Annotated in this window: 15 protein-coding genes; 10 read left to right on the top strand and 5 right to left on the bottom strand. The window is 60.1% G+C overall.

Annotated elements, in window-relative coordinates; translation table 11 throughout:
* Window positions 1-24 precede the first annotated feature (24 nt).
* Window positions 25-924 (top strand): D-hexose-6-phosphate mutarotase, encoded by a 900-nt coding sequence (locus tag FIV39_RS07465; RefSeq protein WP_090401391.1) that lies wholly within the window; start codon window positions 25-27, stop codon window positions 922-924.
* A gap of 73 nt (window positions 925-997) precedes the next feature.
* Here FIV39_RS07465 and FIV39_RS07470 read toward each other — a convergent pair whose 3' ends face one another.
* The 4 genes from FIV39_RS07470 to purE all read right to left on the bottom strand — a co-directional run bounded on the left by FIV39_RS07470 (window position 998) and on the right by purE (window position 3,552).
* Complete coding sequence (locus tag FIV39_RS07470; protein WP_041161056.1) at window positions 998-1,534, bottom strand: DUF3299 domain-containing protein; 537 nt, start codon at window positions 1,532-1,534, stop codon at window positions 998-1,000.
* A 78-nt stretch (window positions 1,535-1,612) separates the two neighbouring features.
* Entirely contained in the window at window positions 1,613-1,858 is a 246-nt protein-coding gene (locus FIV39_RS07475) for a GlsB/YeaQ/YmgE family stress response membrane protein (protein WP_005792540.1), read from the bottom strand.
* 105 nt (window positions 1,859-1,963) lie between these two features.
* Window positions 1,964-3,049 carry a 5-(carboxyamino)imidazole ribonucleotide synthase gene (locus FIV39_RS07480; protein WP_090401390.1) on the bottom strand — a complete coding sequence of 362 codons (1,086 nt, stop codon included), beginning with the start codon at window positions 3,047-3,049 and terminating at the stop codon, window positions 1,964-1,966.
* Window positions 3,050-3,060: 11 nt separating this feature from the next.
* Window positions 3,061-3,552 carry a 5-(carboxyamino)imidazole ribonucleotide mutase gene (purE, locus tag FIV39_RS07485; RefSeq protein ID WP_003176980.1) on the bottom strand — a complete coding sequence of 164 codons (492 nt, stop codon included), beginning with the start codon at window positions 3,550-3,552 and terminating at the stop codon, window positions 3,061-3,063.
* Between the two features lie 393 nt (window positions 3,553-3,945).
* Between purE and FIV39_RS07490 the strand changes: the two genes are divergently transcribed.
* Window positions 3,946-5,766: a reprolysin-like metallopeptidase gene (locus FIV39_RS07490; RefSeq protein ID WP_090401389.1), complete on the top strand. Its 1,821-nt coding sequence runs from the start codon at window positions 3,946-3,948 to the stop codon at window positions 5,764-5,766.
* A 58-nt stretch (window positions 5,767-5,824) separates the two neighbouring features.
* On the opposite strand, the gene FIV39_RS07495 is transcribed toward FIV39_RS07490, so the two are convergent.
* Window positions 5,825-6,736: a LysR substrate-binding domain-containing protein gene (locus FIV39_RS07495; RefSeq protein WP_090401388.1), complete on the bottom strand. Its 912-nt coding sequence runs from the start codon at window positions 6,734-6,736 to the stop codon at window positions 5,825-5,827.
* Window positions 6,737-6,918: 182 nt separating this feature from the next.
* Here FIV39_RS07495 and aspA point away from each other — a divergent pair, with 182 nt between their 5' ends.
* The 8 genes from aspA (at window position 6,919) to FIV39_RS07535 (ending at window position 24,004) form a co-directional block, all read left to right on the top strand.
* Complete coding sequence (gene aspA / locus FIV39_RS07500; protein WP_025854459.1) at window positions 6,919-8,343, top strand: aspartate ammonia-lyase; 1,425 nt, start codon at window positions 6,919-6,921, stop codon at window positions 8,341-8,343.
* Between the two features lie 392 nt (window positions 8,344-8,735).
* Complete coding sequence (locus FIV39_RS07505; RefSeq protein WP_090401387.1) at window positions 8,736-10,181, top strand: alanine/glycine:cation symporter family protein; 1,446 nt, start codon at window positions 8,736-8,738, stop codon at window positions 10,179-10,181.
* A 77-nt stretch (window positions 10,182-10,258) separates the two neighbouring features.
* Window positions 10,259-11,236: an asparaginase gene (locus FIV39_RS07510; protein ID WP_090401386.1), complete on the top strand. Its 978-nt coding sequence runs from the start codon at window positions 10,259-10,261 to the stop codon at window positions 11,234-11,236.
* Window positions 11,237-11,343: 107 nt separating this feature from the next.
* A complete protein-coding gene (locus tag FIV39_RS07515; RefSeq protein ID WP_167361097.1) occupies window positions 11,344-15,927 on the top strand; it encodes a coiled-coil domain-containing protein in 4,584 nt (1,527 codons plus the stop codon).
* A gap of 62 nt (window positions 15,928-15,989) precedes the next feature.
* The gene (locus FIV39_RS07520; RefSeq protein ID WP_090401385.1) at window positions 15,990-16,982 is read left to right on the top strand and encodes an AraC family transcriptional regulator; all 993 of its coding nucleotides are present in this window, start codon (window positions 15,990-15,992) and stop codon (window positions 16,980-16,982) included.
* A gap of 134 nt (window positions 16,983-17,116) precedes the next feature.
* The gene (locus FIV39_RS07525) at window positions 17,117-18,151 is read left to right on the top strand and encodes a histone deacetylase family protein (protein WP_090401384.1); all 1,035 of its coding nucleotides are present in this window, start codon (window positions 17,117-17,119) and stop codon (window positions 18,149-18,151) included.
* A complete protein-coding gene (locus FIV39_RS07530) occupies window positions 18,148-19,239 on the top strand; it encodes a polyamine ABC transporter substrate-binding protein (RefSeq protein WP_090401383.1) in 1,092 nt (363 codons plus the stop codon). Before FIV39_RS07525 ends, FIV39_RS07530 begins: the two co-directional genes overlap by 4 nt.
* Window positions 19,240-19,384: 145 nt before the next feature.
* Window positions 19,385-24,004 carry a dermonecrotic toxin domain-containing protein gene (locus FIV39_RS07535; protein WP_090401382.1) on the top strand — a complete coding sequence of 1,540 codons (4,620 nt, stop codon included), beginning with the start codon at window positions 19,385-19,387 and terminating at the stop codon, window positions 24,002-24,004.
* Window position 24,005: the final 1 nt, after the last annotated feature.

Here is a 24,005-nt window from a genome sequence, read left to right on the forward strand (position 1 = left end):
TGCCTGCCATTGAGAGTGCCTGTTATGCCTACGCCCCACGTTGAGACCGTAAAGATCGACGAACTGGACTGCTGGCGCATCCGCCACAACGGCGCAGAACTGATGATTGCCCAACAGGGCGCGCATATCTTCAGTTATGGGCGCGAGGGCGAGCAGCCAGTGATTTGGCCGAACCCAGCGGCGGTGTTCAAGAAAGGCAAAGGCATCCGTACCGGCGTGCCAGTGTGCTGGCCATGGTTTGGCGTATTTGACCGCAACCCGCAAAGCGTAAAGGCGATGCGCCTAAGTGATCAGCCTGCGGGCGCTCACGGTTTCGCGCGTACCGCGACCTGGGCATTGGCCGGCACCACGCTTGAAGGTCAAGCGCTGCGGATTGACCTGGAACTACCGGTGCCTGCAGGCGGCTTCCCCGGCTGGCCCCATCAGGTCGACCTGACCCTGAGCCTGCTGCTGGACGACCAACTGCACATCCGCCTGACCAGCCACAACCGTGGCGACGACACTGTCACGCTCAGCCAGGCGCTGCACACCTACTTCGCCGTGAGCGACGTACGCAACGTGCAGGTCGAAGGCCTGGACGGCTCGGCGTACATCGATACCGCCGATGGCTGGAGCGAGAAGACACAATCCGGTCTGCTGCACTTCAGCGCCGAGACCGACCGCATCTACCTTGATACGCCCTCGTCTTTGAACATCGTCGATAAAGACTGGCAGCGCCGCATCCAGCTCACCAGCCAAGGCTCGAAATCGACCGTGATCTGGAACCCCTGGACCGAACGCGCCAAGGCCTTCGACGACATGGCCGACGATGGCTGGCAGGGCATGCTGTGCATCGAGACGGCGAATGTGCTGGATGATGTGGTGAGCCTGGCCCCAGGTGAAAGCCACACGCTGGGCGTGAGCATTACCGGTATCGCCCTGTAAACCCAATCGAAAATGTGGGAAGGGGCAAGTCGAATCGTCAGACCGCCCCTCCCACATTGGGTTCTGCGTAAGCTTAGAGATCGGATTCCTTTACGACCCGCACTTTCCCGGCATCCAGCGCATACGCCGCATCCGCCAGGTCGTTATTTACCTTCTCCACCTTCAACGTGCCGGTAACCCACAGCGGCGTGTAGATGTCATCCAGCTTCAGCCCCTTGGGATAACGCACCAGCACCAACTGGTTCGGCGGCGGTGGCGGCACGTGGATGCAGGCGCCTGGGTACGGCACCAGGAAGAACAACGTACTACGGCCCTTGGCGTCGGTTTCCAACGGCACCGGGTAACCGCCGATACGGATGTTCTTGCCGTTCATGGCGGCCACGGTCTTGGTGGAATACATCACCGCCGGCAAGCCTTTGCTCTGCTTCAGGCCACCTTTGTCGGTGAACGTGCCTTGGGCTTCGGGGGAGTTGTGATCGATCTCGGGCATCGCCTCGAGGGCCTTCTGGTCCGACAGCGGCATCAGGTCGAGCCAGTCGGTTTCCGGCAGTTCACCGGCGTGAGCCAGGCCGGAGCCCAGCAAGAGAAGAGTCAACAGAAAACGGCGCATGGAGAGGCTCGGCAAGTAACAAGTGCCGAGCATTCTAGCCCTCTGCGCCTGCGCAGCGCAGAGGACTTTGTCGGCTGATTACTTCTTTTTGATCAGGCCGTAGATCACCAGCAACACAATGGCGCCGACCAATGCGCCGATAAAGCCCGCGCCTTGACCCGCCTGGTAGATGCCCAGCGCCTGACCACCGTAGGTGGCGGCCAGGGAACCGGCGATACCCAGCAGGATGGTCATGATCCAGCCCATGCTGTCGTCGCCGGGCTTGAGGAAACGCGCCAGCAGGCCGACGATCAAGCCGATAAAAATGGTTCCGATGATACCCATGGCATTTCCCTCTGAATGAAGTGTGCTATGCCAAAGCCTAGACAGGCTTTGGCATCCTGCAATCAGAGGATGGCGGTTACCGAATGGTTCCCGCCAGAGTGCAGCTTATTGCTCGGCGATCAGCGCTTCGACCTTGAGGATCTGCGCTTGCAGCGTTGCGCGGTCCTTGCAGCGCAGGTTGGCGTGGCCGACCTTGCGCCCGGCCTTGAAGGCCTTGCCGTAGTGATGCAGGTGGCAGTCTTCGATGGCGATCACACGCTCCACTGGCGGTACCACGCCGATGAAGTTGAGCATTGCGCTCTCACCGACCTTGGCCGTGGAACCCAGCGGCAAGCCCGCGACAGCACGCAGGTGGTTTTCGAACTGGCTGCACTCGGCGCCTTCGGTAGTCCAGTGCCCGGAGTTGTGCACGCGCGGGGCGATTTCGTTGGCCTTGAGGCCACCGTCGACTTCAAAGAACTCGAACGCCATCACGCCGACGTAATCCAGCTGATTGAGTACGCGGCTGGAATAGTCTTCGGCCAGGGCCTGCAACGGGTGATCGGTGCTGGCCACGGAGAGCTTGAGGATGCCGTTGTCGTGGGTGTTGTGCACCAACGGGTAGAAGCGGGTCTCGCCATCACGGGCACGCACGGCGATCAACGAGACTTCGCCGGTGAACGGCACGAAGCCTTCCAGCAGGCAGGCCACGCTGCCCAGTTCGGCGAAGGTGCCGACCACATCGGCGGCGGTGCGCAGGACTTTCTGGCCCTTGCCGTCGTAACCCAGGGTGCGGGTTTTCAGCACGGCCGGCAGGCCGATGCTGGCGACGGCGGCGTCCAGGTCCGCCTGGGACTGGATATCGGCGAAGGCCGGGGTTGGAATGCCCAGGTCCTTGAACATGCTCTTCTCGAACCAGCGATCACGGGCAATGCGCAAGGCTTCGGCGCTCGGGTACACCGGTACGAACTGCGACAGGAAGGCCACGGTTTCGGCCGGGACGCTTTCGAACTCGAACGTCACCAGGTCGACTTCATCGGCCAGTTGGCGCAGGTGGTCCGGGTCGCTGTAGTCAGCCCGCAGGTGTTCACCCAGGGCTGCCGCACAGGCGTCCGGCGCCGGGTCCAGGAAAGCGAAGTTCATCCCCAGCGGGGTGCCCGCCAAAGCCAGCATGCGGCCCAGTTGGCCGCCACCGATTACACCGATTTTCATCGTCAACAACCTCAGGCGATACGTGGGTCTGGATTGTCCAGCACGCTGTCTGTCTGTTCAGCACGGAATTTCTTCAGCACCGCGTGGAACTGCGGGTGCTTGGCGCCCAGGATACTGGCGGACAGCAGGGCTGCGTTGATCGCGCCGGCCTTGCCGATCGCCAGGGTGGCCACCGGGATACCGGCCGGCATCTGCACGATGGACAACAGCGAATCCACGCCCGAGAGCATTGCCGACTGCACCGGTACGCCAAGCACTGGCAGGTGAGTCTTGGCTGCACACATGCCCGGCAGGTGCGCTGCGCCGCCGGCACCGGCGATGATCACCTCGATGCCACGGGATTCTGCTTCATCGGCATACTGGAACAGCAAATCCGGGGTGCGGTGGGCAGAGACCACTTTCACTTCATACGGAATGCCGAGTTTTTCCAGCATATCGGCGGTGTGGCTAAGGGTGGACCAATCGGACTTGGAGCCCATGATCACGCCAACCAATGCACTCATCGTCGTGCCTCTTCTCTCTGGGCGCCCGCAGGCGCGTCAAAAAACAACAAGCCACGCGGGAAATCCGGCGTGGCTTGGTGTACGAATTAAGGCCGGTTGGACCGGCCGAAGGCCGCGCAGTATACCGTAATAATTCGGATAAACAGCCCCTGAGAATGACCATCTGTCCCGCATTGTTAAAACCTTCGCTCCTGACTCAAAGATCAACAAACCAAACAGCATGATCAAGCAAAACATCTTCGCCTGTTTTTTAGCTTTTATTCAAGATTTGAAGAAAGGCACTACAGCACTTGGCTACTCATCTTGGCGAAAACCAACAACACAATCCTTATTATCGATAACGACTGTGCAAGTCGACGTGCACAACTACATAAATAATTAAGGATTGCCACCATGACTGAACCCAAACAAGTATTACCCCCCCTCCCCTCACCTGCGCATATTACGACGATGAGCGCCCCCTGGCCGGCATTTATGCTGGAAAGGCTGTACGAAAACGCAAAACATACAATCAGTCGATCATTGAATTTTGTGCCAGAGGCATTCGATTTTTTGAAAAACGCCATCACGCCCTTCTTGAACGGCGAAACGCTGGATGAGATTTTTTATCTGCCTCCACAAGCGCCATTACCTCAAATGCCAACACCGAGCCGGAACACGCTCATCCATGTTTTTGAATCCATCATATTTATCAATACCCCCTTGACCACTTACGACAAAACCTGTGACTTTTATTGCTATAAAAATGAGGCCCTGTACAAATTCCCGCCCGCGTTCCAGCGGGCCGTCGAGAAGGCAATATTTGAGCTACAGGGCATCCAGTTTTTTTTGGATCGTATAGACAATTTCTGGTGCGCTGAACACGAAGCCTACCCCATCACTAATAAAGAGTACATGGCCAGCCTAATGGCCACTCAGCTACAGTGTGCAAACATGGTAAGAGCAGAGGATAACTCACTAAACTTAGAGAGTGTAGATTTGCTCCTACGCCTTGCGCATCTCAATATAACGCCTAAAGATTATTTCTACAGGCTGTCGCTTACTCAAATGGAGTACGCCGCCGATATCCCGCTCATCGGTGCGTTTCTGATTACACGAAAGCCTGAAAATCACACTGACGACCTGAATCCCTGCGTACTGTATATCCCCGGTTTAAAAATACAGCAGTTTGACTCTATCGCCCTGCTGAAAACTTATCTGGCAACTCACCTGATAAACCCTAACGCACCACACCCGCCTCTGCGATCCTGCATCGCGTTGCGGCAGCAAGGCCTCCTCATAGACTTGACCCGTCGTGGTGTAATGGATGAACAGAGCATTTGCCTTACGTCTTTCTCAATTGACCCTGAGTTTTTCAGCGAGCACATCCAACGGCTGATCGACCAACATAAACAAGACGTCACTTATATCTGGTCACAGACAGACCGCCCCGTGGTAACGACGACAGACCCCCATCACTTCCAGCCCCGTTATAGCCTGGACTACACAGCTTTTTTATTTTTCACCGACACCGTACAAAATCATGCTATTCCCGCATTGGAAAGATGGAAAAAATCCCAACTACCGGTGGTAACTCCAAAAAGCAAGCCCACCTCATTACAACCCATCAAACTGCATTTCATTCTTCACCAGGACCTGAACGGGCGCCTTCCCGTAAGAGCGTCCGATCTATTATTCAAATTTTTCTTCAGTTCACCCACAGCTTCCACAGCAAAAGAAGCTTTCTTCTCCTGGCTGGCGACTGAACTTGAAAACATCTCAGGCCGCAAGGTTGAGTTAATTGAAATAGAAAAGGAGATCGCCCCCGAACTGTACACCTTCAACTACATGTCGAAATCGCATGACGATGCCATTCACCGTTGGAAAGAAGCAGTCACCCAATTCCTGAAAAGAACATCTCAATCTACTTCACCACTTGATAAGTTCACACTACTCACTTATCACCCCGTCGTTGCAAGTTCTATCCTAGGTGTCGCTGATCGTACTGGAGGGCAGTTTGCAATAGCGTCAACAGTTGAATACCGAATAACCGCACACGAAATAGGCCACATGCTCGGCGCAGAGCATGATGCAGGAGAAATTATCTACGATGGTTGGTGGAGCGAAACAACTATGCGACCGTTCGATGAGGACTCACCTTATCGCACAGCCAGTCATCGCTTCAGTGATAAGAACAGAGCGCTCATTAAAACTTATCTCAGTCAGTTCGACTGATTAGCGCGGCTGTCCGGCCAACAGGAGCGAAGGCCAAACCATGGCGGCTTTCACTGTTTCAGGCGGCAGGGTTGGCCGCCCCACCTTCCAACTTACGCCACAACAACCGCACATTCGCCTTGCGCACCAACGCACAGCGATACAGCCGAATTTCCAGCGGCACATGCCATTGCGGCCCGCCGCAGACCACCAGTTCGCCTCGGGCCAGTTCGGCGCGCACGCTCAGTTGTGGCACCCAGGCGATGCCCAAGCCTTCGAGGGCCATGCTTTTGAGGCTGTCGGCCATGGCGGTTTCGTAAACCGTCGTAAAGCGCAGGGCCCGCTGGCGCAGCAGCAGATGCACCGAACGGCCGAGGAACGCGCCGGCGCTGTAGGCCAGCAGCGGCACACTGCCCTCGCCTTCCAGATCGAACAGCGGCTTGCCATCCGCACCGGCCGCACACACGGGGAGCATTTCGGTGTTGCCCAAGTGCAGCGAAGGGAAGATTTCGGCGTCCATCTGCATCGCCGCATCCGGGTCGTAGAAGGCCAACATCAAATCGCAACCGCCTTCGCGCAGGGCATGCACGGCGTCACCGACGTTGGTGGCGACCAGCCGTGTGGCGATGTTCAGGCCTTCGTTGCGCAATTGCGCGATCCAGCGCGGGAAGAAACCCAATGCCAGGGAGTGGGCAGCGGCCACTTGCATGACTTCGCCCTGCCCGCCTTCCAGGTGATGCAAATGGCGCAGCACTTCACCGAGTTGTTCGACCACGGTGCGCGCGGTGACCAGGAACAGTTGCCCGGCCGCCGTCAGTTCAACCGGCGTGCGCGAGCGGTTGACCAGGGTCAGGCCCAGTGCGGCCTCAAGGCTGCGGATACGTCGGCTGAACGCCGGCTGGGTAACAAACCGCCGCTCCGCCGCCTGGGAAAAGCTGCGAGTCGCCGCCAGGGCGCTGAAGTCTTCCAGCCATTTGCTCTCAAGGTTCATCACTGCCTCCCACGGATACGCACCATTTTGGCACACACGCCCGCCATGATAGCCGGGTCACACTTGCATTATGCCGTTTATGCATAGGCCAGTGTTTAACAGCATTGGCCCAAAATTTCCTACAGGCCTAGCATTCGCAGCGTTCCGGCCTGTTCCGGGTCCATATCGAGATGATTTCCGTCATGTCCTCCGCTGCATCATTCCGCACAGAAAAAGACCTGCTTGGCGTACTCGAAGTACCCGCCCAAGCGTATTACGGCATCCAGACCCTGCGAGCGGTGAATAACTTCCGCCTCTCGGGCGTTCCGATTTCGCATTACCCGAAATTGGTGGTCGGCCTGGCAATGGTCAAACAAGCCGCAGCTGACGCCAACCGCGAGTTGGGCCAGCTCAGCGAAGCCAAGCACGCTGCCATCAGCGAAGCCTGTGCCCGTCTGATCCGCGGCGATTTCCACGAAGAGTTCGTGGTGGACATGATTCAAGGCGGCGCTGGCACTTCAACCAACATGAATGCCAACGAAGTCATCGCCAACATCGCGTTGGAGGCCATGGGCCACAACAAGGGCGAGTACCAATACCTGCACCCCAACAACGACGTGAACATGGCGCAGTCGACCAACGACGCCTACCCGACCGCGATCCGCCTGGGTCTGCTGTTGGGCCATGACGCGCTGCTGGCCAGCCTCGACAGCCTGATCCAGGCGTTCGCCGCCAAGGGCGTGGAGTTCAGCCACGTACTGAAAATGGGCCGCACCCAACTGCAAGACGCCGTGCCGATGACCCTCGGCCAGGAATTCCGCGCCTTCGCCACCACTCTCGGCGAAGACCTGGCCCGCCTGAAAACCCTGGCGCCAGAGCTGCTGACCGAAGTGAACCTGGGCGGCACCGCCATCGGTACCGGCATCAACGCCGACCCGCGTTACCAGGCCCTGGCCGTACAACGCCTGGCCGTTATCAGCGGCCAGCCCGTGGTCCCGGCTGCCGACCTGATCGAAGCCACCTCCGACATGGGCGCCTTCGTGCTGTTCTCCGGCATGCTCAAGCGCACCGCCGTGAAGCTGTCGAAGATCTGCAACGACCTGCGCCTGCTGTCCAGTGGCCCACGCACCGGCATCAACGAGATCAACCTGCCGGCGCGCCAGCCAGGCAGCTCGATCATGCCCGGCAAGGTCAACCCGGTAATCCCGGAAGCGGTCAACCAGGTGGCGTTCCAAGTCATCGGTAACGACCTGGCCCTGACCATGGCAGCCGAAGGCGGCCAGCTGCAGTTGAACGTGATGGAGCCACTGATCGCCTTCAAGATCTTCGACTCGATCCGCCTGCTGCAACGCGCCATGGACATGCTGCGCGAGCACTGCATCGTCGGCATCACCGCCAACGAAGCCCGCTGCCGCGAGCTGGTGGAGCACTCCATCGGCCTGGTCACCGCGCTGAACCCGTACATCGGCTATGAAAACGCCACACGCATCGCACGTATCGCCCTCGAAAGCGGCCGCGGCGTGCTGGAACTGGTGCGCGAAGAAGGCTTGCTCGACGACGCCATGCTCGACGACATCCTGCGCCCCGAGAATATGATCGCTCCACGCTTGGTCCCGCTGAAGGCCTAAGCGTTTGTTGCACCGCTCACCAGGTTGAGGGACTAGACACCTCTCACCTTTTGAGGGCCTGAAGGCTCGTTCTTCAGGCCCTTTTTTTTGCCTCAAGGTTGTGAAATGACGCCCATAAAAAATCCAATATCGCCCCGTAGCCCCTCCTTGCCTGTAACAGTGCGGCTGAAACCTTTAATCAGCCCGAGCAGACGGATCACGTTCGCCTAGGTATAGTGCCGCCCCTCTTCGCGTCTGCGGCCGTCGGTAACGAGGCCCGGATACACGCGAAAGCGCATGAATAACAACACCCGCAAAAGGATTGGGGTCGAACCGTCGCGCACTGCCTGGTGCGATGCGACGGGTAGGACCGTCCTGCGTTTGCCATTAGAAAAATCAGCGAGGAACACTCCATGCTCGAAGTCATCAACGACTTCCTCTCAGGGAAAGTACTGATCGTGCTCATTGTCGGGCTCGGCGGTTATTTCACGATCCGCTCGCGTTTCGTTCAATTGCGTCACTTTTTCCACATGTTTTCGGTGTTTCGCGACAGCCTGAAAAACAGCTCCGACCAGCTCAGCTCGTTCCAGGCGCTGATGCTCAGCCTGGCCGGCCGCGTCGGTGCCGGTAACATCGCGGGTGTCGGCATTGCCGTGACCCTGGGTGGCCCGGGTGCCGTGTTCTGGATGTGGGTCACCGCGCTGGTGGGCATGTCTTCAAGCTTTATCGAGTGCTCCCTCGGCCAGTTGTACAAGCGCACTGACGCTGAAGGCACCTACCGTGGCGGCCCGGCCTATTACATCCAGCACGGTTTGCAGAAGCGCTGGCTGGGGATGGTCATGGCGTTCCTGCTGCTGGTGACCTTCGGCTTTGCCTTCAACGGCCTGCAAGCCCATGCCGTGACCCACTCGCTGAACAACGCTTTCGGCCTCGACACCACCTACACCGGCCTGGCCCTGGCGGCATTGCTGGGCCTGGTGTTCATCGGCGGGATCAAGCGCATCGCCTCGATCGCCGACCTGCTGGTGCCGGTCAAGACCCTGGTCTACATTGCCGTGACCCTCTATGTGATCGTGCTGCAATTCGACCACGTCCCGGCCATGCTCGCGACCATCGTCAAAAGCGCCTTCGGCCTGGACCAAGCCTTCGGTGGCCTGGTAGGCAGTGCGATCATCATGGGTGTGAAACGCGGCGTGTTCGCCAACGAAGCCGGCCTGGGCAGTGCGCCTAACGTGGCCGCAGTCGCTTCGGTAGAACATCCGATCGCCCAAGGCGTGGTCCAGGCGTTCAGCGTATTCCTCGACACCTTCGTGATCTGCACCTGCACCGCGTTGCTGATCCTGCTCTCCGGCTTCTACACCCCAGGCTTTGAAGGCGACGGCATTGCCCTGACCCAGAACTCCCTGGCGGCTGTAGTGGGGGATTGGGGCCGCATGTTTATCTCGGTGGCCCTGGCGTTGTTCGTGTTCACCTCGATCATGTACAACTACTACCTCGGCGAGAGCAACCTGCGCTTCCTGGTGGGTAACAACCGCAAGGTGCTGATGGGCTACCGCGCGCTGGTGCTGGTGCTGATTTTCTGGGGTTCGATCGAGAACCTGAGCACCGTGTTCGCCTTCGCTGACATCACCATGACCATGCTGGCGTTCGTCAACCTGTTCGCCCTGGCGTTCCTGTTCAAGATTGCCATGCGCATCCTGAATGACTACGACAACCAGCGCGCGGCAGGCATCAAGACCCCGGTGTTCGACTCCAGCCAGTTCCCTGACCTGGACCTGGACCGCAAGGCCTGGCCGGCCAATCCGGTAAAACCGCAAGCGGCCCCAACGGCTGAACTGAACGCTCAAGTGCAACGCTGAGCGTAGACAGATGACACGCCGCCCGGCCTTGGGCATGCTCTGGGCCCGGCGGCGTTTTTCGTTCAGGAGATTCTTTGATGCAACCAGCTAACACCATCATGGTGCTCTACACCGGCGGCACCATCGGCATGCAAGCCAGCGCCAGTGGCCTGGCACCCGCATCCGGGTTTGAAGCGCGCATGCGCGAACAGCTCGCCAATGTGTCAGTACCCGCCTGGCGCTTCCAGGAAATGTCCCCGCTGATCGACAGCGCCAACATGACCCCCGCCTACTGGCAGCGCCTGCGCACCGCCGTGGTCGAGGCCGTGGATGACGGCTGCGACGCCGTATTGATCCTGCATGGCACCGACACCCTGGCCTACAGCGCGGCAGCCATGAGCTTCCAGTTGCTGGGCTTGCCGGCGCCGGTGGTGTTCACCGGCTCAATGTTGCCTGCCGGCGTCCCCGACAGCGATGCCTGGGAAAACGTCAGCGGTGCCCTGCTGGCATTGGGCGAAGGCCTGGCACCCGGTGTGCACCTGTACTTCCACGGCGCGCTGATGGCCCCGACCCGCTGCGCGAAGATCCGCAGCTTTGGTCGCCATCCGTTTGCCGCGTTGCAGCGCAACGGCGGTGTGGCCAAGGCCGAAGCGCTGCCCGCCGCCCTGGACTACCGCCAGCCCAAGGCCCTGGCCAATGTCGGCGTGTTGCCGCTGGTACCGGGCATCGCCGCAGCGCAACTGGATGCGCTGGTCGACAGCGGTATCCAGGCGCTGGTGCTGGAATGTTTCGGCAGCGGCACCGGGCCCAGCGATAACCCAGCGTTCCTCGCCAGCCTGCAGCGTGCTCAGGATCAGGGCGTGGTGGTGGTGGCAATCACCCAATGCCATGAAGGCGGCGTGGAACTGGATGTGTACGAAGCCGGCAGCCGTTTGCGCGGCGTGGGTGTGCTGTCCGGTGGCGGCATGACCCGCGAAGCCGCGTTCGGCAAGCTCAATGCCTTGATCGGCGCAGGCCTGCCCAACGCCGAGATTCGCCGCCTGGTCGAACTGGACCTGTGTGCCGAGCTGAGTTGAGCGACGATACATAGTCACCCCCGTCCCTGTCCCGACGGTGCCTAGCATGGAAAACCCGAGCCTGTATCTCGGGTTGTTTCCATCCACCGGCACGACAGGAACACCTCATGACCTCTTCAACTTCCACCGCCCAGGAGCAACCCCGCAGCAGCGACCCGACACGGGAGCTGATCGCTCAATTCTATGAGGGACCGTCCTTCAGAGAAGCCGCCAGCGAGCTGTTGCGCCAGGCGCTGAACGAGCAATATCCGACCCTGAGCATCGACCCTGACAGCACCCTGATGGGTACCCCCACCTGGACGCTCCGCGACGATGAAATCGTTGCCGGGCCGCCCGAGTATCACGCGCTCAGCGACCTGCTGGCTCGCCAGGCGGTACTGGCAGTACCTGCACTGTGCATCGAAGGCGAACACTTTCTCACGCGGCAACCGCTCACCGAGCCCCCTGTGCATTTGCCCGTGCGCATGACTGACATTGCAAAAATCCTCAACACCCGAGCCCCGGTGATGCTGAGCGCCTTTCAGGCGCGCCTGGTCGACTTCTGGAACGAGAGCAACGCCAAAGGCCCGCGCTGGCAGGAGCTGTCCAACACCCTGCGTAATGGTTGGGATGCCCAAGACGTCGAGGCATGGGATGAAACTGACCACGCCATGGCCCGCAGACTGTTTCACTTCCCCGACCGTGCCACCCGACAAATCGAAGATCCCTATGCGAGCAAAGCCTGCCTCATCCAAATCGAACAGACAGGCAACCGCTTTAAACCGCTGAAGATCGCGGTGCTGTCGGGCCAGCACCAGGGACGCACGCACATCCTCAGTTACTCACTGCTTAAGGGTTACGAGAAGTTCGACTCTCTGGAGCTCTTGGGCGAATCGCTGTCGGACCACCTTGGGCCACCGACAAACCGCGCTTCGCTCAACTGGCGTTTATTCGAGCCCGAAGGCAATTTTTTTGATCATCTGGCCTGCGTATTCATTGCCCAGCAGGTTGACGCTGTCGGCGCCATGGATTTTTCGGACTTGCGCCAGAGCAGCCCTGACACGATCAATAACGCCTTGAACTCGAGCCCGGGGCCGGATGACACCTCCGCGTCAAAAGGGCCGGGCCTTGAGTGGTACCGCGATGCCTTACCCGACTGGCTGCGCACCGCCTCCACCAGTGACCTGAACAACTACGCCCGCCACCTGAAGGATCTTGCCGCTCTCAACAGCGCGAGTGCCGGAGCGTCCTACCTGGACGATATCCCGAGCATCGAGCAGTACGCTTTGGACCAGATCAAGGACCAGATCCTCCTGGAGCATCCAGATGCCCAGCATCTGGCTTTTGCAAAAATCCGCGTGCAGGTCAAAAGCCTGGTGACTTGGGGCTCCTTCACCGTGCCGGGGGCCTACGACACCGCCACCTTCACATTCGTGGAGCTGGCCCTGCAAAACCTGATCGCGCTGCCCTTGGGCAACAAAACGATTCAATGGGATAACGCTGCAACGTTGCCCGCCTGGATGACGGTCGACTACGCGGAGCAAATCATCCAGCAGGTCAATATCGGCGAGACGTACCCCGAGCTGATCAAGACCAAGTTACTGGATATCCGCCAGGAGTCTGCCCGCCGCAAGAATCTATACACCCAACATATGCGCGTCCAGCTACCCATGATGGCGCTGCAGAGCAAGCTTCAGCAGCGGGACGGGATCAATGAGCAGGGGTACCGCTACATTACCGCGCTGATGGAAATCGATGCCCACGCGCGCAAAGTGGATGGCCAAGCCATTGTCATGCGTCAACTGGCCTTTGCGCCCACACGCCGCCGGGATGCAAGCTACGACGTGGTGGCAAACATGTACGTGATTGGCCCGCAGGATCTCGCTGCCGGCCCCTGCCTGCTCTACCGCCCGTTGTTCAACCCGCCGCTGGTTCAATACGCCTCGCCCGCCAACCTGATCTATGCCGTGGCGCAGTCGCCGGAACTGCGCAACTCGGTACTGGCCTGGCTGCCCGATGAGGTACGCGAGGATTACACCAACTACGTTTTCCCAGGCGACATGCCCTCACCCTGGGCCGTCGCTGACTATCTGGTGGAGCCCGATAAGATGTGGACCCTGAGCGGCCCTATGGCGCTGGCCACACCGGTGCTGAACGATGACCTGCTTGACACGCTGTTCACTGCCAATGCCCAGGCATTGATCACCCTGGCTGATCGCGAGTCGGTGTCCAACGCCGAAAGCCGCTGGGCAACCCTCAAAAGGGCCGGCTGGAGCCTGCTCAATGCCGTGCTGCCCTTCCTCAGTCCGACGCTGGGCACCGCCGCGTGGATCTGGCAAATCGTTGACCAACTGCAACAGTTCGTCGACGCCGAACAGCAGCAGGACAAACCTGCGCAATGGGCGGCGCTCACCGACGTCCTGCTCAACCTCGGCCTGGCGATCACGCTGCATATCGCCACACGCCATCCACCCACCAGCAAACCCCACGCTGATGCGCACAAACCGGAACAGCCGGTTAAAAAGATGGTGGTCAAGCAGCTCGCCACCGCCCCATCACTCGACCTGTCTGCCGACCACATTTCTTCAATGAACATCAGTGGCGCCGTCAACCGCCTGCCCGAACAACTGGACACCGTACTGGACAGTTTCAACGTGCAGGCGCCTGAGAACCTGGGCGATGCCATCACCGAAACCGGCACCTACCAGCACCTCTACCGTTCGGGACAGAAGTACTACGTACCCGTCGGCACACGCTGGTTCGAGGTATCGGCGCAGCCGGACGAGCCGGTGGTCATCATAGATTCGGTCCGACCAGAACGCAGCGGCCCGACGCTGCTCCACAATGCTGCAGGCCAATGGTTTATCGATACCCGGCTGCGCCTGCGGGGCGGTGGTCCCAAGCGCGCAATCAGGCGGGCCAGCCTTCAGGCCACGGAGAAAGCCACGCAGATGCGCGACAAACTGCAAGCGTTCGAGAAAACCAAAAAGTCTCTATCGCTTGAGTTGCAACAAGCCCACACCGAGATGACCGACGCGCCCGGTACCTCTGCCGACGCCAAGCGCCAGCTCTATCTGCAAAAGCTCCACACCCAGCGTTCGGACTATGAAACGGCGCTGCAAGACCTCAAGCAACTGAATGTCTTTGACCCCTTCCCGGACTATCGGCCCAGGGCCATGGCCTATTTGAACGCGCAACTGGATTTATCCGAAGCCGGTATCAGCGAGGCCCAGCGCACCTTCACGCCGGTCTTTCGCAAGGTACTGGATCAAATCGAACAGCAGGCCCGGGCTCCTCAGGAGCGCCATATCGAAGGGGCGCGACAGCTGACCGACATGAACCAGGACATGATCGAACGCCTGGATTACGTGCAATCGCGCTTCGAGCATCTGCGCCAATTGCCATCGGAAGGCTTGCGCCAGATCCAGGAGCGGAAAAAGCGCTTACCCCTCTACACCAGCGATGACCTCCGGGCCTTGCAGGTGACCCTGTCACGTAACCTGTGCCTGACCGAGGCCTCGCTCGTCGATGCGCCTGAGGCTTGGGCGGCCCTGGACAAGATCGTCAACACCGCCGACATCGCGGTGCAGGCCGTACGGGACACCTTGTATGAACGCAGCGAAGCCCGCCTGGATGAACGTATCGAAGCGCTGGCCAGCTTGATCGAGCAATTTACGGTCATCAATGAGCGTCTGGAGGACCTGCCGCAAGACTTTGCCGACGCCATCATCCCCGAACAGCTGGAAACCCTGCGCAAGAAAATGCGCAACTATGCCAAGGACACCCAGGCGCAACTGGCGCAGTTGCATCTGGACCGCGACGCCCTCAGAAACCGCCCCACACCGCCACCCACACCGCCCACAGCCAAGAAGAAATTCATCCACACCCGCTATAACGGCATGTTGATTGGCGAGCCGCGATTGAACTCCGTCGGGCTTGAAACCGACCTGGTGGACATCAAGTCGCCCATCACGCAACAAGTCATCGCGACCTACCATCAAAAGGATCAGGGCTTGTGGGTCCAGCGCATTACCACGCCGCCGGAATCGCCACCCGCGGCGCCGGATATCCAGGTCTCCCTCGATAAGGCCCAGGCTTTTCTCGACGGCCTGAAGGCGTTCAAGGATCGCGCCGACGAGCAAGCGAAAAAGCCTACACGTACCGCCATCGGCGTCGAGTATCTGTATCACCAGCATGCGCTGTTGCTGGAAGAGACCGATCAAGCCATTGAACATGCCTTGTCACAGCCGCGCATCACCGTCGACCAGCAACGTTCCGCGGCCATCCTCAGTCGAAAACTCAAGGAGACCACGGCCGAACTCTATCAAGAGGCCACCCGGCACATGCTGCGAATGATCAAGGAGCAGCCACCCACCATCCCCGCTGTGGAATGGCTCCAGCAGCGCCGCGAGATAACCCTCAAGAAAACCGTTAATCGACGTCGGATCAAGAGCATCAATTCCGACTATCTGGATGAGTACACCATCACCGACCGCGTCACCCATGACGTCCTCTGGTATGCCCACTTTCACTATTCCACGTCCTGGACGCCGGCCAAGGCGTTTATTTCCGCACGCTTGAAAACGCCCGCACAGCGCAACCTGGGCGTGGATGCGGAGCCCCTCAACGGGCTGGACTCACAGCAACGACTTGATTACTACCGTAGCGAAATCAACCTGCAACAGGCCCGGCGGCTGTTCTTCAACCTCTGATCGGCCGGTGCCCACGGCATGGGAATTGCTCTGTCCAGGCAACCATTGCAGGGATTGGCCCCATGCTGCACTCGCACCTGACTACCCTTAACGCCGTCTCGTTGGTGCTCGAGGCCTTCAGCACCCAAGGCGTAAGCCCCGAGGTGCTGCTGGCCGGCAGCGGCATTGCGGGTGCAGACCTGCACCAGCCCGATACACGCATCACCACTCGCCAGGAAATGCAGGTCTGCGCCAATGCCGTGGCCCTGCGCCAGGACATTGGCCTGGAATTGGGGCAGCGCATGCATGTGTCGGCCTACGGCATGCTGGGTTATGCACTGCTCACCAGTGCCACCTTCGGTGACGCTTTACGCCTCGCCCTGCGCTACCCGGCGCTGCTGGGAACACTTTTCGAGTTGAGCCTTGAGGACGACGGCCAGCAGGTCTGGTTCACCGCCTGTGATTACCGCGAAGACCCGGCCCTGGCCGCATTCAATATCGAGTTGTGCCTGGTATCGCTCAAAGTCATCTGCGACGACCTGCTCGGTCGCCCATTGCCGCTGCTGGGGGCGCGCTTCGATTACCCTGCGCCGGCCTACAGGGCGCGTTATGGCGAACGCTTCGCCTGTCCGTTGCAGTTCCAGGCCGGCAGCAACGCCTTTGCCTTCGACCGTCAGTGGCTCGACCAACCGTTGCCCCTGGCCGATGCCATCACCCATCGCGCCATGGCCGAGCGCTGCCGCAAGCAAAACACCGAGTTCACCGGACGCCAGGCGTGGCTGGGCCGGGTGCGTCACCTGCTGACCACGCAACTGCACGCCGCGCCGGGGCTGGACAGGCTGGCCGAGCAATTGAACTGCTCGCCGCGCACCTTGCGCCGCCACTTGCATGGCCTGGGCAGCAGCTACCAGGAACTGCTTGATGAGCTGCGCTTCGAACAGGCCAAGCAGTGGCTGGCCGACGACGTGATGCCCATCCACCGTATTGCCGAGCAACTGGGTTTCAGTGAAACCGCGAGTTTCCGGCATGCCTTCGTGCGCTGGAGCGGCGTTGCGCCGAGTCAGTTCCGACCATAAGCCCCGACGGCCGGGCGAATAATGGACAGCGCAGTTGGCCGTATTTATCCCCTTTTGGCCGCTCCTGCCGTTCTCTTGCCGCGCCGGTGAGGCAACACTGCAAGGCACCGCCCAATGCCTGAGAGAACAACAATATGCTGACGATCTACTCGGACGATCATCACCTGCACCACGGCCGTTGCGAATTGATGGACGGGCAATTGATGCCCTGTTTCGAAATGCCCTCCCGCGCCGACCACGTGTTGCAGCGGGTAAAGGACCGCGAACTGGGGCCCGTGCGCGCACCTCATGACTTCGGCCTGGCGCCCTTGGCACGCGTTCACTCCCAGGCCTACCTGGACTTCTTCAAAGGCGCCTGGGAACGCTGGACCGTCTTCGGCCAGGAGGGCGACCTGCTGCCCTACACCTGGCCCGCCCGTACCTTGCGCCAGGTATTGCCCACCAGCCTGCATGGCCAACTCGGTTACTACAGCTTCGACGGCGGCGCGCCCATCACCGCCGGGACCTGGCAGGCGGCCTACAGCGCCGCCCAGGTGGCACTGACCGCGCAGCAGGCGATCCAGACCGGAGCGCCAGCGGCGTTTGCCCTGTGCCGTCCGCCGGGACACCACGCCGCCAGCGACCTGATGGGCGGTTATTGCTACCTCAACAATGCGGCCATCGCCGCCCAGGCCTTTCTCGATCAGGGCCATGAAAAGGTCGCGATCCTCGACGTCGACTACCACCACGGCAACGGCACCCAATCGATTTTCTACGAGCGCCGCGACGCGTTGTTCACCTCGATTCATGGCCACCCGGAGGCAGAGTTTCCGTTTTTCCTCGGCTATGCCGACGAGTTGGGAGAAGGCGCCGGAGAAGGCTTCAACTTCAATTACCCGTTGCCGGCGGGCTCCGGCTGGGAATCCTGGAGCGCGGCGCTGGACCAGGCCTGTAGGGAAATCGAGCGCTACGGCGCCGACATCCTCGTCGTGTCGCTCGGTGTGGACACGTTCAAGGACGACCCCATCTCGCAGTTCAAACTCGACAGCCCGGATTACCTGGCGATGGGCGCACGCATCGCCCGCCTGGGCCGGCCAACGCTGTTCGTGATGGAAGGCGGTTACGCGGTGGAAGAAATCGGCATCAATGCCGTCAACGTTCTCGAAGGTTTTGAGGAAGCAGCCCAATGAACATGCTCAAGTCACTTGCCCTCTGCGCAGCCGTCCTCAGCGGCGCGGCCCACGCCGAAGAAAAAACCCTGCGGGTCTACAACTGGTTCGACTACATCACCCCCAAGGCGCTGGAAGACTTCAAGGCGCAGAACCCGTCGATCAAGCTGATCTACGACATCTTCGACACCAACGAAGCCCTGGAGGCCAAGCTGCTGACCGGCAACTCCGGCTATGACGTGGTGGTGCCGTCCAACGTGTTCCTGGCCAAGCAGATCGAGGCGGGCGTGTTCCAGCCCCTGGACCGCAGCCAGTTGCCCAACTGGAACCACCTTGATCCCAAGCTGATGAAGCTGATCGAGGCCAACGACCCCGGCAATAAATTCGCCGTGCCTTACATGTACGGCACCATCCTCATCGGCTTCAACCCCGACAAGGTCAAGGCTGCGCTGGGCGCCAACGCGCCGGTGAACAGCTGGGACCTGATCTTCAAGGAAGAGAACATCAGCAAGCTCAAGCAATGCGGTGTCGCGTTGCTCGACTCGCCCTCGGAAATCCTGCCCCTGGCCCTGCAACACCTGGGCCTGGACCCCAACAGCAACAACCCCAAGGATTATGAAAATGCCGAAGCGCTGCTGCTCAAGATCCGTCCCTACATCACCTACTTTCACTCCTCCAAGTACATGGCCGACATCGCCAATGGCGACATCTGTGTAGCCGTAGGCTATTCCGGCAGCTTCTCCCAGGCCGCCAACCGCGCCAAGGACGCCAAGAATGGCGTGACCGTGGACATGCGCCTGCCCAAGGAAGGCGCGCCGATCTGGTTCGATATGCTCGCCATTCCCAAAGGCGCGAAGAACCCACAGGACGCCTACACCTTCATCAACTACCTGCTGCAACCCCAGGTGATCGCACCGATCAGCGATTTCGTCGGCTACCCCAACCCGAACAAGGACGCCACCGAACAGGTAGACCCGGCGATTCGCAACAACCCCAACCTGTATCCGACCGAAGCGGCGATGGCAACGCTCTACACCTTGAAACCGCTGGACAGCAAAGCCGAGCGCGCCCGAACCCGGGCCTGGACCAAAATCAAGTCAGGCACCTGAGCACACCTGCGCATACCCGCTCCCGGCTGCGGAGCGGGTATGTCACCCGTCGCAAGTATCTACCGCCTTCCCCGCGCCAACAGCCCTTACCTTGGCACCCTTTACGCCGTTCGGCCCAGGCCGGATCGCGACCAAGGAATTGCCAATGCCCACTGACTCACCCAACTCGCCTGCTCTGGCCAATAACCGCCCGCCCAGCACTTATGAGCTGCTCACTCAACTGACCACAGGCCCCTCCACGCGCGAAGTCGCTACGGCGATCCTGCGCTCGGTGCTCAAAGAGCAGTACCCGACACTGAATATCGATCCGGACCTGGCAATGGTGGTCACTCCGCGCCGCGTCGTCACCGCAGACAGCGTGCAAGCGATTCAGCCCTACGCCGAATCACTGACAAGCGTTTTGGCCCGTCAGACGCTGGCGGTCAAACCGGTGGTCTACCTCGACGGTGAACACTTTCTCAGTCTGCAGCCGGACGCCCAACCCGCTGTGCATTTACCGGTGAAAATCGATGGTATCGCCCGCCTGATCAATGAACTGGCAGGCCTGCTGTTCACCGCGTTCCAGGAGGAGCAACTGAACTACTGGAACACCTCCAGCAACAACAACGGCCCTCGCTGGCAGGCGCTCTCCCACTCGTTGCGTAAAGTGTGGAACCTCACGACGAAGGATGATTGGGACGCGCACGATTGCAGCATGGCCAGGAACTTGTTTCATTTTCCGGACAAGACCGAACGCCAGGCACAAGACCTCTACAAGAGCCGGGCTTACCTGATCGGCATCGAGCTGCGCCAGGGCGACCAGCCCGCCCACAGCAGCATGACCGGCATGGCGGTACTGATCGGCGAGCACGACCGACGCTCGCTGATCCTCACGCACTCGGTGGTGAACGGTTACGAGAAGTTCGATTCGCTGGAGCAATTGGGCGAACAACTACCGGCCTGGCTGAATCTGCAACAATCCGACATGACCTTGCAGTGGCGGTTGTACGAACCGAGCGGCAACTTTTTCGATCATCAGGCCTGCACACTGATCGAGTTGCAGATAGAAGCCATCGATGACCTCGGCATGGTGGACGCTGGCAGGCCATCCGAAACCAGCCTGCCCCGTCCCACCATGACCCGCATAATACCGGGCATTGAAGAATTGAATGACGACACGCTGTCCAGTATCCGCCAGATACATAGCCAGTTGCCCGATTGGATGGCCGGCGCGTCCGACCGCGACGTGTCCTTGTACAGCCGCTACGTAATTGACCTGGCCGAACTGCAAACGCAAAACCACGGCCGCACGTTCGGTGACGATATTCCCCCCATACGCGACTATTCCCGCGAACAACTGCGCGCGCGGATCCCGGCCGAAAAAAAGGGCTTTCACCTGAATCTGGACAAGGTCGAGATCAGCATCGAAAGCCCGGTGGTCTGGGGCACCTTCGTGTTTCCCGTCGCCAACGACATTACCCGCCGCAGCCTGATAGACCTGGCGCTGGACAACTTGACCGGCCTGCCGACCGGCCAGGCGAGCGTGCACTACAACGGCGGTCCGGCTCCGCAATGGCTGTCCTTCAACTACCTCAAGGGCATCATCGAGGCGCTGGACATTGGCGAGCACTATCCGGCGCTGATCAAACAGAAACTGCTGACGGACCCCATACAGTCCAAGACACGACAAATGCTCTACGCCAATCAGCTACGGGGGCAGTTACCGTTGATGGCCTTGCAGTTGAAGATCCAGCACAAAAACGGCTTCAACGACCTCGGTTACCGCTATGTCGCCGCCGTCATGCAATACCACCCCCATGATCGCCAAGTGGACGGGCAGGAAATCAACATTCGTCCATTGGCCTTCGTCCCGACCTTGCGCACCACGCCAGGGCAGGATGTGGTGACCAACATGTTCGTCATTGGTCCCAAGGATCACAGGGCCGGACCCTGCGTACTGTATCGGCCGTTGCTCGAACCGACACTGACCCAGTATGCCTCACGACAAAACCTGATCTATGCCATCAAGCACCAGCCCGAGCTGCGTGAGTCGGTGCTTGCGTGGCTGCCTGAGCAAGCGCGTTTCAACTACGCGCAGTACGTGTTCCCGGGCAAACTGCCCTCGCCGTGGACAGTCGCACAGGCGCTGGTCGAGCCAGAGACGCTGGTGCAAATGAGCGGCCCCCTGGCCTTGAGCGATGAAGCACTGGGCAATGACATCCTGGCGGCGCTGTTCATGGCGAACGCCAACGCCATGGTCGAATTGGCGACGCGCCAGTCGGTATCCAACGCGCAAAAACGCTGGGACACCTTGCGCCAGGCCGGCTGGCGGATCTTCAACGCAGCCTTGCCGTTTTTCGGGCGCACAGTGGGTATGGCCGCCTGGATCTGGCAGATCATGGACGATTTGCAGGAGGTCACAGAGGATGCGCAAACCGACTACCAAGCGACGTCCTGGGCGGCGGAAGCCGATCTGCTGCTCAACCTGGGCATGGCGCTGGTGCTGCATGTCGCGCTGCGTCATCCGCCCACAGACGTCCAGCGTTCAAAACCCAGCGCCGAGCACCCGCCCGTGTTGACCGATGAGCCTGAAAAACCGCCACGCCCAAGGCCGACCATCACCGTCAACCGCCAGCCGGATCTACCTGGCGGCGAGCGTGCGCCCACAGGCGCGGGCCGACTGAATATCAGCGGCGCGATAAACCGCACTCCCAGTAGCCTTGCGGCGACCCTGGACAGTTTCAATATCGACAAACCTGCCGGGCTGGGTGCGCAAACCAAAACACCCGGGGCCCACTTGCACCTGTATCCACTGACGGGCAAGTGGTACGCGCCCGTGGCGCAACGGTGGTTTGAAGTGCGACTGGATGACAACGACGCCGTGGTGATCGTCGACCCGCTCAACCCCTTACGCACCGGGCCGTTGCTGCTGAGCAACCTGGCCGGCCAATGGTTTGTCGACGTGCGCCTGCGCTTGCGCGGCGGCGGCTTCAGGAATCGGCGGCGGGCAGCTCAGGCCCAAACACCTTCACGTATCCAAACGTTGAGAAACCAGATCACGCAATTCAACACCGCCGAGAATCGCCAGCAGCAGAGCATGCACGACGCCTACGTCGCCCTGGGCACCGACGCAGCCCCCTCTACCGAAGAACGCCGCCAAGCCTATGGCGGCCAGGTGGATAACCGGCTGGCGGAGTACGAAGTACCGATCCGACAGCTCAGGGCTCTGGAGATTATCGACACGGTGCCCGACTATCAGCGCGAGATGATCAGCTACTTGAACAAGCAAATCCTGCTGACCCGTTCGGTCATCGACAACCGCCTGCCATCGTTTCGCAGCTTGCTGACGACCACCCTGGAGAGCCTTGAGCAGCCGGCCTTGGACGACCCACAAGCCCAGGCTGCCAGCGCCCTCGTCATGTCTAACATGACGCTGGAGCTGATTCAGCGCCTGGAATACGTGGACTCCCGCTTCAAAGAACTGGAAGGCCTGGGGCCGGAGGGGGCCGCTGTCATCCAGGCCACAATGAGGCTTTTACCGGGCATTACACTTCCCGACCTCAAGGCCTATCGCATCAGCCTGGCGCGCTATCTGTGTGTCACGCCGGGAAGCGACGAGGCCTTTACCAATGCCCGCAGCCAGTTAAATGAGATAGTCGAAGGGGTCGACGTTCACCTGCAAAGCTTGCTGGACATCCTTGGCACCAAAGCCGACAGCACGCTGGATGAGCGTATCGACGCCCTCAACAGTCTGCTTGAGCAATTTGCCATTAGTGACCAACGGATGCTCGACCTGCACGCCGAGCAGCCGCAACAGGTCATGCGCGAACCCCTGGAGAGCCTGCGCCAGCAAGTCGATGAGTTCAGCCAGCGTGCAGCCCATAACCTGGCGCAGCTGTTAAAAGAAAGAAAAGCCCTGGAGCCTAAACCGGGTAGCTCGAAAACAGCACAAACACCCAGACGGAAAATCATCAAGACCCGCTTCAACAGTGTGGTGGTGGGCGAGCCCCGGCAAACTGACAGCACGCTGGTGGATGTCAAGGAACCCTTGACCGGCCGAGTAATCGCCACGTTCCACGAAAAGACGCCGGGGGTCTGGGTCGAACGCCAGCGCTCCGAAACCCGGGCACCACAGTCCGCCGACCTCGAGACCAGCATCACCGCCGGCCGGAACGTGCTCAGAGAAGAACCGGCCGCCACCCTGCGCACCCTGGGCCACTCCAGAAAACCCGGACGCATTCCGGTGGAAATCGAAGAGATGTTCCACCAGTACGCCGCGCGCCTGGAGCGCGCCGTGGTCACCATTGAAGCGGCCCTGACCCGCCTCAACCTCACGGAAAGTGACCGTCCTTCGGCCGCCACTCTCAATCGACAACTCAGCGTAGCCGCAGAAAGGCTCTATGAATTGGGCACGCAAACACGGGTAGGCATGACCAAACAACAGGTGCCGACCGCCGCCCGCGTGGAGTGGCTGCACGGCCTGGGCCAGGTGAAAATCACCAAGGTAGTGAGCCGCCGTCGTCTCAAGGGACCGGGGAAAAACTACTTGGATGAATACGAGGTGCGCGATCACCAGACTCATCAGGTGTTGTGGTACGCCCACTTTCATTACAGTTCGCCAGAAGCGGCAGTCGAGGACTATGTGGCCGGGCACCTGAAGACGCGCGACCAACAGAAGCTCGGGAGCCTTTTTCGGCACACGAGCTTGAGCGAGCGGGAGGAAATCGCGATTTATCGCAGTGAAATCAGCCTGCCATTGGCGAGGAAACTATTTTTTGCGCACTGAT

The organism is Pseudomonas grimontii (assembly GCF_007858185.1).
Classification (GTDB): domain Bacteria; phylum Pseudomonadota; class Gammaproteobacteria; order Pseudomonadales; family Pseudomonadaceae; genus Aquipseudomonas; species Aquipseudomonas grimontii.

What these genes read in the sequence shown, in the direction of transcription:
- FIV39_RS07465 (WP_090401391.1), top strand. Translation starts at nt 25, where the DNA reads ATGCCTACGCCCCACGTTGAGACCGTAAAGATCGACGAACTGGACTGC.
- FIV39_RS07470 (WP_041161056.1), bottom strand. Translation starts at nt 1,534, where the DNA reads ATGCGCCGTTTTCTGTTGACTCTTCTCTTGCTGGGCTCCGGCCTGGCT.
- FIV39_RS07475 (WP_005792540.1), bottom strand. Translation starts at nt 1,858, where the DNA reads ATGGGTATCATCGGAACCATTTTTATCGGCTTGATCGTCGGCCTGCTG.
- FIV39_RS07480 (WP_090401390.1), bottom strand. Translation starts at nt 3,049, where the DNA reads ATGAAAATCGGTGTAATCGGTGGCGGCCAACTGGGCCGCATGCTGGCT.
- purE (WP_003176980.1), bottom strand. Translation starts at nt 3,552, where the DNA reads ATGAGTGCATTGGTTGGCGTGATCATGGGCTCCAAGTCCGATTGGTCC.
- FIV39_RS07490 (WP_090401389.1), top strand. Translation starts at nt 3,946, where the DNA reads ATGACTGAACCCAAACAAGTATTACCCCCCCTCCCCTCACCTGCGCAT.
- FIV39_RS07495 (WP_090401388.1), bottom strand. Translation starts at nt 6,736, where the DNA reads ATGAACCTTGAGAGCAAATGGCTGGAAGACTTCAGCGCCCTGGCGGCG.
- aspA (WP_025854459.1), top strand. Translation starts at nt 6,919, where the DNA reads ATGTCCTCCGCTGCATCATTCCGCACAGAAAAAGACCTGCTTGGCGTA.
- FIV39_RS07505 (WP_090401387.1), top strand. Translation starts at nt 8,736, where the DNA reads ATGCTCGAAGTCATCAACGACTTCCTCTCAGGGAAAGTACTGATCGTG.
- FIV39_RS07510 (WP_090401386.1), top strand. Translation starts at nt 10,259, where the DNA reads ATGCAACCAGCTAACACCATCATGGTGCTCTACACCGGCGGCACCATC.
- FIV39_RS07515 (WP_167361097.1), top strand. Translation starts at nt 11,344, where the DNA reads ATGACCTCTTCAACTTCCACCGCCCAGGAGCAACCCCGCAGCAGCGAC.
- FIV39_RS07520 (WP_090401385.1), top strand. Translation starts at nt 15,990, where the DNA reads ATGCTGCACTCGCACCTGACTACCCTTAACGCCGTCTCGTTGGTGCTC.
- FIV39_RS07525 (WP_090401384.1), top strand. Translation starts at nt 17,117, where the DNA reads ATGCTGACGATCTACTCGGACGATCATCACCTGCACCACGGCCGTTGC.
- FIV39_RS07530 (WP_090401383.1), top strand. Translation starts at nt 18,148, where the DNA reads ATGAACATGCTCAAGTCACTTGCCCTCTGCGCAGCCGTCCTCAGCGGC.
- FIV39_RS07535 (WP_090401382.1), top strand. Translation starts at nt 19,385, where the DNA reads ATGCCCACTGACTCACCCAACTCGCCTGCTCTGGCCAATAACCGCCCG.